This is a genomic window from Solibacillus sp. FSL R5-0691 (assembly GCF_037974225.1).
Lineage (GTDB): Bacteria > Bacillota > Bacilli > Bacillales_A > Planococcaceae > Solibacillus.
In genome coordinates this window covers 937,286-951,674 of sequence record NZ_CP150231.1, presented here as the reverse complement: position 1 = coordinate 951,674, position 14,389 = coordinate 937,286, and the positions used below count along the sequence as shown (strand labels likewise).

The 14,389-nt window shown below is 41.7% G+C and carries 14 protein-coding genes; all 14 read right to left on the bottom strand.

Annotated features, from left to right (window positions below; genetic code table 11):
* Positions 1 to 9 precede the first annotated feature (9 nt).
* Complete coding sequence (locus tag MKY51_RS04550) at positions 10 to 312, bottom strand: EscU/YscU/HrcU family type III secretion system export apparatus switch protein (RefSeq protein WP_339175533.1); 303 nt, start codon at positions 310 to 312, stop codon at positions 10 to 12.
* Positions 309 to 2,210 carry a hypothetical protein gene (locus MKY51_RS04545; RefSeq protein WP_339175532.1) on the bottom strand — a complete coding sequence of 634 codons (1,902 nt, stop codon included), beginning with the start codon at positions 2,208 to 2,210 and terminating at the stop codon, positions 309 to 311. The genes MKY51_RS04550 and MKY51_RS04545 overlap by 4 nt, the downstream gene beginning before the upstream one ends.
* Before the next feature lie 4 nt (positions 2,211 to 2,214).
* Positions 2,215 to 2,988, bottom strand: a complete 774-nt coding sequence (locus MKY51_RS04540) for a ribonuclease HII (protein ID WP_339175531.1) — start codon at positions 2,986 to 2,988, stop codon at positions 2,215 to 2,217.
* 422 nt (positions 2,989 to 3,410) lie between these two features.
* Positions 3,411 to 4,364, bottom strand: a complete 954-nt coding sequence (ylqF, locus tag MKY51_RS04535) for a ribosome biogenesis GTPase YlqF (protein WP_339175530.1) — start codon at positions 4,362 to 4,364, stop codon at positions 3,411 to 3,413.
* Positions 4,365 to 4,465: 101 nt separating this feature from the next.
* Positions 4,466 to 5,029, bottom strand: a complete 564-nt coding sequence (gene lepB / locus MKY51_RS04530) for a signal peptidase I (protein ID WP_339175529.1) — start codon at positions 5,027 to 5,029, stop codon at positions 4,466 to 4,468.
* Between the two features lie 180 nt (positions 5,030 to 5,209).
* Positions 5,210 to 5,554 carry a 50S ribosomal protein L19 gene (gene rplS, locus MKY51_RS04525; RefSeq protein ID WP_008403308.1) on the bottom strand — a complete coding sequence of 115 codons (345 nt, stop codon included), beginning with the start codon at positions 5,552 to 5,554 and terminating at the stop codon, positions 5,210 to 5,212.
* Between the two features lie 131 nt (positions 5,555 to 5,685).
* Positions 5,686 to 6,414 (bottom strand): tRNA (guanosine(37)-N1)-methyltransferase TrmD, encoded by a 729-nt coding sequence (trmD, locus tag MKY51_RS04520; RefSeq protein ID WP_339175528.1) that lies wholly within the window; start codon positions 6,412 to 6,414, stop codon positions 5,686 to 5,688.
* On the bottom strand, positions 6,411 to 6,932 hold the full coding sequence (gene rimM / locus MKY51_RS04515; RefSeq protein WP_339175527.1) for a ribosome maturation factor RimM: 522 nt from the start codon (positions 6,930 to 6,932) through the stop codon (positions 6,411 to 6,413). Before rimM ends, trmD begins: the two co-directional genes overlap by 4 nt.
* Positions 6,933 to 7,060: 128 nt before the next feature.
* On the bottom strand, positions 7,061 to 7,294 hold the full coding sequence (locus MKY51_RS04510; protein WP_008403311.1) for a KH domain-containing protein: 234 nt from the start codon (positions 7,292 to 7,294) through the stop codon (positions 7,061 to 7,063).
* A 27-nt stretch (positions 7,295 to 7,321) separates the two neighbouring features.
* Positions 7,322 to 7,594, bottom strand: a complete 273-nt coding sequence (gene rpsP / locus MKY51_RS04505) for a 30S ribosomal protein S16 (protein ID WP_008403312.1) — start codon at positions 7,592 to 7,594, stop codon at positions 7,322 to 7,324.
* Positions 7,595 to 7,686: 92 nt separating this feature from the next.
* Entirely contained in the window at positions 7,687 to 9,045 is a 1,359-nt protein-coding gene (gene ffh / locus MKY51_RS04500; RefSeq protein WP_339175525.1) for a signal recognition particle protein, read from the bottom strand.
* Positions 9,046 to 9,057: 12 nt separating this feature from the next.
* Positions 9,058 to 9,393 carry a putative DNA-binding protein gene (locus MKY51_RS04495; protein WP_339175524.1) on the bottom strand — a complete coding sequence of 112 codons (336 nt, stop codon included), beginning with the start codon at positions 9,391 to 9,393 and terminating at the stop codon, positions 9,058 to 9,060.
* Between the two features lie 154 nt (positions 9,394 to 9,547).
* The gene (gene ftsY, locus MKY51_RS04490; RefSeq protein ID WP_339175523.1) at positions 9,548 to 10,810 is read right to left on the bottom strand and encodes a signal recognition particle-docking protein FtsY; all 1,263 of its coding nucleotides are present in this window, start codon (positions 10,808 to 10,810) and stop codon (positions 9,548 to 9,550) included.
* Positions 10,807 to 14,388, bottom strand: coding sequence for a chromosome segregation protein SMC (gene smc, locus MKY51_RS04485; protein ID WP_339175522.1), 3,582 nt, complete (start codon positions 14,386 to 14,388; stop codon positions 10,807 to 10,809). The genes ftsY and smc overlap by 4 nt, the downstream gene beginning before the upstream one ends.
* Between the last annotated feature and the right edge of the window lies 1 nt (position 14,389).

The following is a 14,389-nucleotide window of genomic DNA, read 5'->3' as shown; positions in this document are numbered from 1 at the left end:
ATTCTCTACTTAAATACTGGATTTATTTTTATAAGTTAACTTTTGCTTTTCATCCAAATGATAAATAAAGGCAAATACCTCGGCAACCGCTTGGTATAATTCTTCCGGGATCGACGTGTTCAAATCCAGCTGGCCTAACAGCTCCACCAGGTTCGGGTCTTCATAAACAGGTACTTCATGCATCGCTGCTTTTTCTAAAATATTTTCCGCAATTTTCCCTTTACCTTTTGCAACGACTGTCGGACCATTGCTTTTTTGAGGATCATAGGAAAGGGCAATCGCTTCTTTTCGGACATATTTTTTTTCGGTCATACGCGGATATCCACCCCTCCTTGCTCATCTTCCTGCTGATTTGACAATTTTGTGACAATTTTTCCTACTTGATCTTCAAAAGGCTTGATAAACAGTCCGGATAAGGTATATTCCTTTTCCAGCAATCCTGTCTTTAGTGTCCCTTTCAATGAAGTCGCCAATGACTCCAAATTCGGCATATCATTATAGATATTAATTGTGACAACACGGTTCTGAACTTGCATATCAATTACTGTCTGCTGCAATGTTTCCATATTTAAATAGAATAGAATGCGCGCAAAATTGGCATCAATTTTGCCATCTTCTTTCATGCGGCCGTTCCATTGCAATGTCGCATCCATTCTCTTGCCGAAAAAATCCATCGGCACTTGCATGACAAGCTGATGCTGATGCCCGTTTTCCCCTGACGTGAGCTGCATTCCATTTAGTCTGGACATCACCGTCTCAGCAGCATCTCTTATAGCAACCGGTGTTTGGGTATCCTGAAGAAGCGCTAATAATTGCGGCTTTATCTGCTGGGCAATTGCCTGTATATCCCCTGCCTTATTTGCCAATGCCGCCTCATAGCTGACACCCAGCCCTTTTAACACCGTCTTTATCGCCTGTTCCATTGCACGGCTATCAACCGCAGCCTGTACTTGACCTTCTGCTTGGGTGAGGGTACTTTGCATCAATGGTTGTGGACTATCGGCCGTCACTTTTACTAAATTGCGCAACAGCTGATCGGCATTCGGTAAATTCGTATCCGGCTTCAGTAATGTAAGCAATTGATCCTTCGCGGACTGTCCTTGATCATTTTGCATAAATAATCGCGTACTCACATTTTCACTGTATGCGTTTGTCAGCTGCTGCCGCAGTTGATTTACCAATGCTTCCACTGCCGGCTTTGAAGCGGGAATTTGTTCAAAACGTGATAATAATTGCTCTAATTGCTGTTTTTGAGTTGTAGATAGTAAACTTTCATTACTAATCCATGCTTTTACTTGTTCTAACATCGGCTTTATTTGTTCAGGACTTGTTTGTCCGAGCTGTTGCAGCAATTGTCCTGCCGAAGCCTGTACCGGGTTCACAGACTGCTGGTTTCCTTGCTGATTAACCGTTTGCCAATTTTGCAAAGTGGCATTTTGCGGTAAAATTCCAGCTTCTTTTAATACCGTCAGCGATTGAAGTTTCGATGCAACAGGTGAATTATTATCCAACAAATTTTGGGTTGCCCGTGCAAGTAGGATTCCGCCTGTTTCGTTGTTCAACGGCTTTGCCAGCTGGTCAATTTGCTGTAGCAGCGATGATTTGATCGCTTCATTTCCTCCAGACTGGGTTGCCAAGAGCTGCGCTAAATTGGCTAAATTCGCTGACATCCCATCTGTTTTTACTCCTTGTGTCAATGCTTGAAATACGGTATTCGTAAAAGGCATTTTCAGCTCCACCATACGCTGCAGTGCATGAAGTGCATTATTCTTATCTACTCCTGCAGGCAAGTTTTTCATCCAGCCTTCTGCGGCTAAGAGCTGTTCTTTTGCAAGGGGTAACTGGGCTTTCATAAAATGTGATAGCACTTGCTGCATTTCATTCGATTTCGGTAAATTCATTGTTTCCATCAACTGGGACATTTGCTGGCCGGCTGTCATGGACTGCGACATCGGACCTGTCACAACTTTTAATTCTGTTTGCGGATTTGTTGAAGTTACCTGGAAAAAATGCGCATCGCCTACCTTTAAAGGTACTTCCAGCTTTGCCATGAGCTTTTGATTGCCGACTTGGACTTCTGCCATCTGATTCGGGTAGAGCTGCTTGATTGACCCGTGAAATACTTGATCCTGCTTTAACGATAATGGCTGGTTTGCTGTAACTTGCTGTGAAGTATTCGATTGGATTGCATTAAACGATGAGAAGTTCATGCCGTTACTCCCTTCTTTGAAGCATTGATTTAATCGGTTCAAATGTTTTTCGATGATGATCTGTCGGTCCGTATTGTGCAATTGCCTCCAGATGCTGCTTTGTTCCGTAGCCGGCATGCTGCGCAAAACCGTATTGCGGATATTCAAGGTCCAGTTTTTCCATATAGTCATCACGTGCCGTTTTCGCTAAAATGGACGCTGCTGCTATTGCCAGGCTGCGAGCATCTCCCTTTATGATGGATGCCTGCGGAATCGATGTCGAAAGCGTCATCGCATCGGCCAATATGAAATTTGGTGTGACGCCGAGTGTTTCGATACTTTTTAACATCGACTGTCGTGTTGCTTCATAAATATTGAGGCGGTCAATTTCTTCGGCACTTTGAAAATGAACTGAATAATAAAGTGCATGTTTTTTGATCCGTTCAGCAAACTGATTGCGTTTTTCTTTTGATAATTGTTTGGAATCGTTTACGCCAAGCAGTTCCTGACAATAATTCGGCAATATAACGGCCGCTGTTACGACTGGTCCTGCAAGTGGTCCTCTTCCCGCTTCATCTGTGCCTGCGATATAGGCATTTTCATATGGTAAATAGCTTGCGTCAAATTGCAGTTTTTCATTATGCGCTTGTTGGAGTGCTTCTATCTTTTCCAGACGCTTTTGAAATTGCATCCATGCTTTTTGAACACCTGCCCGTTCATCCTTTACGATATCATCCATCCATGGCTCGATTTGTGCTGCTGTTTTTAATGCTTCTGTAATCTCTTTAATTGTTTTCATATAAAGTCCTCAAATCTATTACTTCCGTTTCTTAATCTAGAGTTGATTTCCATTCCGGGGCGGACGCTTTCCGCGGGCACGGCTCGAGCCTGTAGTCTCTCCCTCGGTGCTCCTGTCGCTTCGCTTTCGTCGCAAAATAAATTTTGCTGTTCCCGCAGGAAGCTTGCTTGTGACTGTCGCTAACGCTTTCGTCACAGAGAAAATCTTGTAGCGAAAGGCGCTAGCCGTCAGCTAGTGTTTTAACAGTGCGAAAGGTGAAACCGTCAGCACGAACACTCGCCCCCTCCATTCCAATCAACTTGGCTTTTTATCTAATTTTACTTTCTCTCAATCTTACTGTTATATCGTCTACTTTTCTTATTATAAAAGAAAAAACCTTTCTCAAATAAATGAAAAAGGTTTTGACTATCTGTTATTCCACTTTATTCGTTGCTTTCTTGCTTTTTCTGGCGATTTAGCGCAGCTGTTTTCTTACGGCGCTCTTCGTTTTCCAGGGCAATCGCTTCTTCCAATTGCTCTTTTTCAAGTTGCTCGGAAACAAAATCAAATGTGAGTTTCCCAAGATTCTGTTCACGAATGTCGCGTACAACTAATACCGACACTTGATCGTAGTCAATCTCTCCGCCTTGTCCAAACACTCGGCGCAGCTTTCCGATTGCATCAAATGTCTCAACCAGTTCTTCGGATACGGATGAAATTTTATAACGTTCATCCATGCGCGTTGGATAGTGTTTTTCTAAAAAACGCAGGCCATATACAGCCAGGTCTTCCATATTCGTAATGGTATCTTTGATTGCGCCAGTTAGAGCAAGCTTGTAGCCGACTTCCTGGTCTTCAAACTTCGGCCATAAAATACCTGGCGTATCAAGAAGTTCAATTTCTTTCCCGACTTTAATCCATTGCTGTGCTTTTGTCACACCTGGCATATTTCCCGTTTTCGCAAGGTTTTTCTTCGCTAAACGGTTGATTAGCGTTGATTTTCCGACGTTCGGAATACCTACAATCATCGCGCGAATGGCACGCGGCTTCATTCCTTTTGATTTCATGCGTTCCCATTTCTCCGCCAAAATCTCCTGAGCAGCCTTTGTAACCGCCTGCAAGCCTTTCCCTTCCAACGAGTTGATTGCTACTGCTTTAAAGCCTCTGTCGGCGAAATATTGAATCCAGCGGCGTGTTTCCTGCTCGTCAGCCATATCTTGTTTATTTAAAATGAGCAGGCGCGGTTTTTGATGGATAACTTCATCGATCATCGGATTACGTGAAGATAATGGTAATCGCGCATCAACCAGTTCAAAAACGATATCGACAAGCTTTAAACTTTCCGATACTTGGCGGCGTGCCTTTGCCATATGTCCTGGAAACCATTGAATTGTCATAATTGTATAACCTCCTGTAAATTACGTACTTCTATTCTCAACAAAAAAATGAGGAGTTTAAACTGCCCCCTCATTTTAGACAATATTTATGATAATAAATATTACTTTACAATCTCAATTTCGTTTAACGGCCAGAAAATGATGCTTGTATTGCCGATAATTTCTTTCTGGTCGACGATTCCTATATGGCGGCTGTCTTTACTGAAGCGGCGATTATCGCCCATTACGAATACATAGCCTTCCGGAATAACATCCAGTGACGGATCGATATCTTTCAGCGAGAAGTCGCCTGTTAAGTTGCCTTCGCTGATTTCGGCTTTATATGCATCCAAATACGGCTCGTCGATCGGTTCACCATTAATGTATAATTGGTCATCCTTATATTCTACAAAGTCTCCTGGAACACCAATGACACGTTTAATATAGTCCTTCTGTTCAGGTGCGTGGAATACGACGATATCAAAACGATTGGGTTCGCCGATTTTATAGCTGAATTTGTTGACGATCATGCGATCACCATTTTCAAGGGTAGGCATCATTGAATCCCCGTCTACTACAATCGGTGTAAATAAAAAGTAACGAATAAATGCGGCAATCGCAAACGCAATCAGTAGAGCTTTCGTCCATTCCCAAAGCTCATTTTTTTCTTTTTCAGTTTTTTCCACGTAGCTATCCCCCTTGCTCATCACATTTATTGTATACGAAATATGTATATCAAGCAAAAATCTAATCTAAATTATTACGTCATATTATCTATAGTTTATTGTCAAATTCACATGTTAATACACATTTTTATTTAAAGAAAGAAAGGGACTTGTATATACAAGCCCCCTCCTAAAAAGTTCTTATCGAATTTCTTTAATACGAGCAGCTTTACCACGTAAGTTACGTAGGTAGTAAAGTTTAGCACGACGTACTTTACCTTTACGTACTACTTCTAACTTAGCGATTTTTGGAGTGTGTACTGGGAAAGTACGCTCTACACCAACACCGTAAGAAATTTTACGTACTGTGAAAGTTTCGCTAATTCCGCCACCACGACGTTTAATAACTACACCTTCGAATAATTGGATACGCTCACGAGTACCCTCAACGATTTTAACGTGTACCTTAACTGTGTCACCTGGTTTGAATGTAGGTAAGTCTGAACGTAATTGATCTTTAGTGATCTCTGTAATAATGTTTGACATTGTTTTCTCTCCTTAGACAGATGCTCATGCACGCTAATTTAAGCCACAGCGGAACACCGTAATTCAGTGCTTACATTGAAGCACAAAATGAATCTTACCATAATTGTTATAGGCTTGCAAGTAGTTTTGCTTTACATTTCATTTTTAATTTTTTCGATTATTTTCTTTTGCTTGTCCGTTAATTCAAGGGCATCCAATAAATCCGGTCTGCGCTCCAATGTGCGCTTGAATGACTGTTCTTCACGCCACGCATCGATTTTCGCATGATTCCCAGATAACAGTATATCGGGCACTTTCATCCCTCTAAAATCAGCTGGACGTGTATAATGGGGATGCTCTAATAAACCTGTCGAAAATGAATCCTGAATATGTGAATCCTCTTGACCCAATACACCCGGCAATAAACGTACAACCGCATCGATTACCGTCATCGCAGGCAGCTCTCCGCCTGTTAAAACAAAGTCGCCGATCGAAATCTCATCCGTGACAAGATGTTCGCGGATTCGCTCATCATAGCCTTCATAATGGCCGCAAAGGAATACTAAATCTTCTTCTTTTGCAAGCTCCTCTGCCTTCTTCTGCGTAAAGCGCTCGCCTTGCGGACACATGAGGATGACACGTGGCTTGCGGCCTTCAGTAATGGCTTCTACAGCATTGAACATCGGTTCCGGCTTTAATACCATTCCCGCTCCCCCGCCGTATGGGTAATCGTCCACTTGTTTGTGCTTGTTCTCACTGTATTCCCGGATATCGGTTACTGCCAGTTCAACAGCACCTTTTTCCTGAGCTTTTTTTAAAATGGATGAACCGAACACACCTGTGAACATATCAGGAAATAAACTTAATACGTGAATCTTCATTCCAACAAACCTTCCATTACGTGAATTACAATTTTCTTCTCATCGACATCAATATCTTTTACGATATCTTCAATGAAAGGAATGTAATGCTTCTTACCGTTTTGCGCTTTAATTTCCCATACATCGTTTGCGCCTGTTTCTAAAATATCGGTAACAACGCCGATCAGTTCGCCTTCCTCCGAAAACACTTCACAATCTTTAATTTCAAAGTGGTAGTATTCATTATCTTCAAGCTCATCTTCCGCCAATTGGTCCATTGATACTTTTAATAGACCTTCTTTAAATGGTTCCACTAAATTAATGTTTTCCATACCTTCAAACGTCACCAAAATAAAGTTTTTATGGCGTCTTGATGAACTGATCGTTACCCAAGTCGGCTTTTTGTCATCTTTTTTAAATGCCGCCAGTTTCGAGCCTACCGCAAAACGTTCTTCTTCAAAGTCCGTTGTCGATAAAATTCGCAGCTCCCCGCGAATACCATGTGTATTTACAATACGTCCTACATTAAACCATTCCATGTATATTCCACCTCTAATATCCCGTTGATCTCCATTCCAATCAACTAGTCGTTTTATTTAATAAAATACCGCTGATTGAATTATCATAACAAAAAAAGAAGGGTTAGCAAAATGCCACCCTTCTTTTACTAATCCAATATATCGACATACGTCTTTTTCTTCTGGTGGCCGCCCGCTGCTGAGTACACAATCGTACGAATTGCCTTCGCAACACGTCCTTGCTTGCCTATTACTTTCCCTCGATCCTCTGGATGAACAAAAAGCTTATAAACAACTCGATTGGAAGTTTCGTCCGTCTCAATACGAACGTCTTCCGGATAATCGACTAACGGTTTCACAATTGCTTCAATCAGCTGCTGCATAATGCCACCTCCGAATTAATCATTGAATTATTTGCTGTATTTAGCGTTATGGAATTTTTCCATGATACCTTGTTCTGAGAACAGGTTACGTACAGTATCAGATGGTTTTGCACCATCAGTTAACCATTTAAGAGCTTTCTCTTCATCGATTTGTACTGTAGCTGGAACTGTAAGTGGGTTGTAAGTACCTACTGTTTCGATTTGACGACCGTCACGTGGTGAACGAGCGTCTGCAACTACGATACGATAGAAAGGAGATTTTTTAGCTCCCATACGTTTTAAGCGAATTTTAACTGCCATTTTAATAGCACCTCCGAATAAGTTTCACACAAGATATTATATTAGCAATGTCTTGATGGTTTGTAAAGTGTTTTTTCTTAACACCTTATTTTTTATTTAAATAATGAATCAAAACCAGGCATTTTCATCTTCTTTTTACCTTTACCTTGCGCCATACCTGTCATTTGTTTCATCATTTTTTTCATTTCTTCAAACTGCTTCAGCAAGCGGTTTACTTCCTGAATTGACGTCCCTGAACCTGTAGCAATACGCTTTTTGCGGCTCGCCGAAATGATTTCCGGGTTTGTCTTTTCAGTTGGTGTCATCGAATAGATAATCGCTTCGATGCGTCCCATCTGCTTTTCATCGACTTTGACATTGTCAAGGCCTTTCATTTTGTTTGCACCTGGAATCATTTTCAATAATTCATCAAGTGGTCCCATTTTCTTCACGGCTTGAAGTTGTTCGATAAAGTCATCAAACGTAAAGCTCTGTGTCATGAACTTTTCTTCCAGCTCTTTTGCCTTTTCCATATCTACGTTAGCCTGTGCTTTTTCGATCAGTGACAGTACATCACCCATCCCTAAAATACGTGAAGCCATACGCTCTGGATGGAATGGTTCCAGCGCATCCATCTTTTCACCCATACCGACAAATTTAATCGGTTTCTCTGTAACAGAGCGGATTGACAGCGCCGCACCACCACGAGTATCGCCGTCCAGTTTTGTTAAGACAACGCCCGTAATGCCGACTGCTTCATTAAAGCTTTGCGCAACATTTACAGCATCTTGACCTGTCATCGCATCAACTACTAAGAATACTTCGTCCGGCTCTTTTAAACCGCGAATGTCTTTCAGTTCCTGCATCAGCTCTTCATCAATATGAAGACGACCGGCTGTATCGATCAATACAACGTCCAAATGCTCTTCTTTTGCATGCTCGATTGCCTGACGTGCAATTTCAACAGGTGAAACATCCGTACCTAGTGAGAATACCGGCAGAGATAACTGTTTCCCTAATGTCTGTAATTGCTGAACAGCAGCTGGACGGTAAATATCTGCTGCTACTAGCAATGGTTTTTTATTATATTTTTTACGTAATACATTCGCCAACTTACCTGTAGTCGTCGTCTTACCTGCACCTTGTAAACCAACCATCATAATGACAGTCGGAGGACGGTTGCTGAATTTAATCGGGCTTTGTTCGCCACCCATTAAATTCTTCAATTCATCCTGTACGATTTTAATGACTTGCTGACCAGGTGTTAATGATTTCATGACGTCGACACCGACTGCACGCTCACTAACTTTTTTAACGAATTCTTTAACTACCTTTAAGTTTACGTCCGCTTCGATTAAGGCAAATCGGACTTCACGCATCATTTCTTTAACGTCTTGTTCCGTAACTTTCCCTTTACCTTTAATCTTTTGGATCGTACCTTGGAGTCGCTCTGCTAAACCTTCAAAAGCCAACTCGTTCGCCCCCTAATCCGATTCCTTCAGTTGTTCAACTAATGCCAGTTTCGCTTCTTTCGTAGAAGCCTCATCCTCAATCGCATCCGCCAATTGTTTTAATACAATTTGACGTTGTTGAAACTTTTCGAATAAATTTAGTTTTTCTTCATATTCTTCAAGCATCGCCTCAGTACGGCGAATATTATCGTAAACAGCCTGACGCGAAATGTTATAACTTTCGGCAATTTCTCCTAACGAGTGATCGTCCAAGTAATACAGTTCCATATAGCTGCGCTGTTTATCAGTTAATAACGCTTGATAAAAGTCGAAGAGAAAGTTCATGCGTGTTGTTTTTTCAAGTAGCATTTTTATCTCTCCAATCATAATTTGTCTATCTTATCATAATCTTGTGAGCAGTTACTGTCAAGGCAATCCCCTTGTCCGTAGGGATAACCTTTTTCTTTCAATATAAAAAAAGCAATTCGCAAAAATTATACGAATTGCTTTTGGAATATAATTGTTATTCTTCTGCTTTTTCCAGTTCTTTTTCCAGTCCTTCGGCAAATAAACCATAGACATAACGTTCTGCATCGAATGGCTGCAGGTCGTCCATTTTTTCACCAAGTCCTACAAATTTAACAGGGATGTGCAGTTTGTTGCGGATCGCCAATACGATACCGCCTTTTGCCGTACCATCCAGTTTTGTTAAAACGATACCTGTTACATTCGTTACCTCTTTGAACATTTGAGCCTGAACAAGCGCATTTTGGCCTGTTGTCGCATCCAATGCAAGGAGTACTTCATGCGGTGCATCCGGAATTTCACGCGAAATTACACGATGCACTTTTTCAAGTTCGTTCATTAAGTTAACTTTATTTTGCAGACGGCCGGCAGTATCGCAGATTAAAATATCGACACCACGTTTTTTTGCTGCACGAATCGCATCATACATTACTGCTGCAGGGTCGGAACCTTCTGACTGTGCGATAACTTCTACACCGACACGGTCGCCCCATACTTGCAGTTGCTCAATGGCACCGGCACGGAATGTGTCTCCCGCTGCCAGCATCACAGATTTCCCTTCTGATTTTAAACGGTGCGCCAATTTACCGATTGTCGTAGTCTTTCCGACACCATTTACACCAACGAATAAAATAACCGTTAAATCGCCGCTCTGCTGAATATTTAACTCTGTTAAATTTTCTTCACCAGATTCATAAATTTCAACAAGCTTTTCGGAAATGATCGCCTGAATTCCGTTCGTATCTTTAATGTTTTGGCGCTGTACTTCAAAACGTAATTTATCCATTAATTCCATTACTGTTTCAAAGCCGACATCCGCTTGCAGTAGAACATCTTCCAGCTCTTCAAAGAAATCTTCATCTACTTTACGATAACGTGCTACTAAATCGTTTACTTTAGAAGTGAAAGAATTACGTGTTTTTTCCAATCCTGCTTTAAACTTCTGAGTAATCGACCAGGCAGACTGCTTTTGAGGTTGCTCCTCTACTTCTGTGTCCGATTGATTGGCAGTCTCTTCTTCAACAGGCTCCACTTCAGCAATTTCCGGCTGTTCAATTATTTCATCTTGCTCTTTTTCGGCAATTTGTTCAGTTTCGGTTTTTTCTTCCTCTACCGTTTCGATTAATTGATTTTCTTCTTGTACTTCTTGTTCTTGTTCATTAAGCGGTAACAGATCCGCCTGTTGCTCTTGTTGCTCTTGCAGTTCTTTTTGTTCACTGTTACCTGCCAGTTTTTCTTTCAGTCGCTTAAAAAAACTCATCTTCCGCCACTCCCTTGCGCTACTAATTCAGCATGTTCTTCCAGTTTTACCGATACAAGTTTCGATACACCCGACTCTTGCATTGTAATACCGTACAGAACATCTGCTCCTTCCATCGTGCCTTTACGGTGCGTAATGACGATGAATTGAGTATGCTCACTAAATTTACGTAAATATTCACTATAACGCACAACATTCGATTCATCCAATGCTGCCTCAACCTCATCCAAAATACAGAATGGAACAGGTCGTGTATTTAAAATCGCAAACAATAAAGCAATAGCTGTTAATGCACGTTCACCGCCCGAAAGCAGGCTTAAGCTTTGCAGTTTTTTCCCTGGCGGCTGGGCAATAATTTCAATGCCTGTCTCTAACATATTAGTAGGATCCAACAGCACCAGGTCAGCCGTACCGCCGCCAAACAGCTCTCTGAACGAAATGACGAACTGTTTACGAATCTGCTTAAATGTTTCACTGAATCGCTCTGTCATTTCTTCATCCATCTCGCCGATTGCTTTGTGCAGCGTATCTTTTGCAGCGACCAAATCTTCTCGTTGTTCACTTAAAAATGTATAGCGCTCCTGAACACGCTCATATTCCTCAATCGAAGTCAAATTGACCGGACCAAGTTCTTCAATCGATTGTTTCAGCAGCTTCACTTTCCGACGGACTTGTTCTTCGTCTTCAATGCTGATTGCTTCTTCCTGGGCAGATAGAACATCAAGTTCATACTGCTCGAGTAATTGCTCTTGCAAACTATTCATTTCAAATTCGATTCTGCTGCATTTCAGTTCCAGTGCACGCAATGCATCAACATAGCTTTTGTGTACACGCTGTATTTCCTGCAGGTGAATTTCGTTTTCCGTAACTTGATCATGCAAAGTTGAACGCATTCTACGGTTCTTTTGAATAATTTCTGTCAGTGCGTCTTTTTTCTCCGTCCATTCGACAATTGTTTGGGCTAATTCTTCTGCTGAAGGTCCATTTAAGCCATCTTCAGATTCTACCCAGTCGATTTCCCGGGAAATTTTTTCGACATTTCCCTGTGCTTTAGACAAATTGAGTTCTATTCCTGCAATCGATGCCTGTACTTGCGTTAATTGTTCTTGAGCAACCGCGAGTTCAGATCTCTTTTGCGCTAACTGTTCACGCAACACATCTTTTTGCGTTTCACTCTGTGCCTTAGCAAGTGTCAGTTCATCGACCGTTTGCTGAATTTCCTGTAATTCTTTACTTAACTCAGTCAATCGCGATTGTGCAGCTGACTGCTGTTCATTTAAAGACTCTTTACGTGTCGATAATGAAGTTTGCTCCGACTGCGTAATCGTTACCGTCGTCTGTAAGTTCTTCACGATCATATCGAGTTCCATAAGCTTCGAACGGTGGATTTGCTCTTGCTCACGCAATGATTCACCTTGCAGCTTCAACTCTTCCAATGAATGTCGCAATGATGCAATCTGTTCTTTTTTCGTCGCTACCGTTTGCTCAGCAGATTGGATTGTAGATTCCATACCGGCCAATGTCGTAACGAGCTTATCAAGTTCCGCTTTACGCGAGAACAATGAACTTTGCTGCTTTACGGCACCACCTGTCAAGGAACCACCAGCATTTACGATGTCCCCTTCAAGTGTAACAACGCGGTACTTAAATCCGCATAAACGGGCAATTTGACTCGCGCCTTCCAAAGAAGATGCAACTAATACATTACCTAAAAGGTTTTCTATAATTGTCGTATTTTCCTGTGCATAATTCACTAGTTCATATGCTAGTGCAACATAGGCAGGATGTGATTGAATATCGCTCAGTTGCTGTGCATGGATTTTCCGTGAACGCATAACTGTTTTCGGTAAAAATGTTGCACGACCTGCACGTTTTTGCTTCAACCAGCCAATCGCTTTTTGGGCATACTGTTCATTTTCTGTCACAATATGCTGTGAAGCTGCACCTAATGCTGTTTCAATTGCCTGCGAGTATTTCGCCTCAACTTGAATCAGCTCGGCTACTGCACCTTCTATCCCTTGCAGTTCATTACGGTCCCGCGCTAAAAGAACTTCCTTAACACCATGGAAGAAGCCTGAAAAATCAGCTTCAAGTTCAGCCAATGTTTCTTTACGGGCCTTTAATTGCTGATGATGCTGATAAGCTTTATACAATAACGCTTGTTTTTCATCCAAATCGGCAGTTGCCGATTTCAACTGAACCTGCATAACATCAAAATGATTAAGCTGTTCTTTTACAGACAGTTCCGCCTGTTCAAGCGCACGTTCCGTCACTTCTTTTGCCATGAGCGCTTCAGTCAGTTCTTTTTGGATTTCAGAAGAGCGACCTGACATTCGCTCTACAGATGCCTGTTCCTGCGAAAGTTGCTGATCAATATGCTTTAATTCATTTTTTACTGTCGCTTCTTCGTTAAGTAAGTTAATGTACGTATTTTTCGCATCTTCAATTTCCTGCTCGATTTCTGAAGCAGAACGTGTTAAAGCTTGCTCAACCTGCTTTAATGCTGAACGGATTTCGGTAACGATTTTTTGCTTTTCGGTAAACTGACCGCGTTTTTCACGCTCAGCCTCCAGCAATTCTTTTACCATATTGGTAGCTTCCGTTAAGCTTTCACGCAGTTGCTGTATTTGTTTTTCGGCATTTGAACGCTTTTCGTTAAAGAGTGCTTTTCGGCCTTCCCAGCGCTCTACTTCCGCACTTGCCTCAACAAGTTGTTCTTGAGAACTGTCCAGCACTTCATCAATTGCTTTTAACTCTGTACGCATTTTGCGCAATTGTTGTTCAACTGTCGCAATTTCAGTTGCCTGTTCTTTTTCGGTTGCTGTTAATTTCCGCTGTTCTTCAGTATAGCCTTGCAATACTTTCCCGTTCGCACGGATATCATGAACCATTAATGCTATATCAAAATCTTTCAGTTCTTCCGTCATTCGCACATAATCTTTCGCGCTCGACGCCTGAATTTTCAATGGTTCCAGACGCTGATCGATTTCATGCAAAATATCGAGAACCCGATTTAGGTTTTCATCTGTTTCTACAAGTTTGTGCTCTGCTTTTTTCTTGCGCTGCTTATATTTTAAAACACCTGCAGCCTCTTCAAAAATACTGCGGCGGTCATCTGGACGGCTGTTTAGAATTTCATCAACCCGTCCTTGCGAAATAATGGAAAAGGCTTCTTTCCCAAGACCCGAATCCATAAACAAGTCTGTAATATCTTTTAGACGGCATTGCTGGTTATTCAGTAAATATTCACTTTCACCTGAGCGATAAACCCGTCTTGTCACACTTACCTCTGTATAAGGTATCGCTACTTGCTCATCTGTATTATCTAAAACAAGTGTAACTTCCGCAAAGTTCAGTGCTCTTCTCGATTCACTTCCTGCAAAAATAACGTCTTCCATTTTGGCTCCGCGCAGACTTTTGGCAGACTGCTCTCCTAAAACCCACCGGATTGCATCTGTTACATTACTTTTCCCACTACCATTTGGTCCTACTACTGCAGTAACACCAGGTACAAAATCAATCCCGATACGTTCGGCAAATGATTTAAAGCCTACTACTTCGAGTCTTTTAAGGAACATG

Excerpts from the sequence above, each read along its gene's own strand:
- MKY51_RS04510 (WP_008403311.1), bottom strand. The coding sequence starts at position 7,294 with ATGCAGCAGCTGATTGAAGCAATTGTGAAACCGTTAGTCGATTATCCG.
- MKY51_RS04550 (WP_339175533.1), bottom strand. The coding sequence starts at position 312 with ATGACCGAAAAAAAATATGTCCGAAAAGAAGCGATTGCCCTTTCCTAT.
- MKY51_RS04495 (WP_339175524.1), bottom strand. The coding sequence starts at position 9,393 with ATGCTACTTGAAAAAACAACACGCATGAACTTTCTCTTCGACTTTTAT.
- ftsY (WP_339175523.1), bottom strand. The coding sequence starts at position 10,810 with ATGAGTTTTTTTAAGCGACTGAAAGAAAAACTGGCAGGTAACAGTGAA.
- smc (WP_339175522.1), bottom strand. The coding sequence starts at position 14,388 with ATGTTCCTTAAAAGACTCGAAGTAGTAGGCTTTAAATCATTTGCCGAA.
- ylqF (WP_339175530.1), bottom strand. The coding sequence starts at position 4,364 with ATGACAATTCAATGGTTTCCAGGACATATGGCAAAGGCACGCCGCCAA.
- rplS (WP_008403308.1), bottom strand. The coding sequence starts at position 5,554 with ATGTCAAACATTATTACAGAGATCACTAAAGATCAATTACGTTCAGAC.
- rpsP (WP_008403312.1), bottom strand. The coding sequence starts at position 7,594 with ATGGCAGTTAAAATTCGCTTAAAACGTATGGGAGCTAAAAAATCTCCT.
- MKY51_RS04540 (WP_339175531.1), bottom strand. The coding sequence starts at position 2,988 with ATGAAAACAATTAAAGAGATTACAGAAGCATTAAAAACAGCAGCACAA.
- MKY51_RS04545 (WP_339175532.1), bottom strand. The coding sequence starts at position 2,210 with ATGAACTTCTCATCGTTTAATGCAATCCAATCGAATACTTCACAGCAA.
- rimM (WP_339175527.1), bottom strand. The coding sequence starts at position 6,932 with ATGGAATGGTTTAATGTAGGACGTATTGTAAATACACATGGTATTCGC.
- trmD (WP_339175528.1), bottom strand. The coding sequence starts at position 6,414 with ATGAAGATTCACGTATTAAGTTTATTTCCTGATATGTTCACAGGTGTG.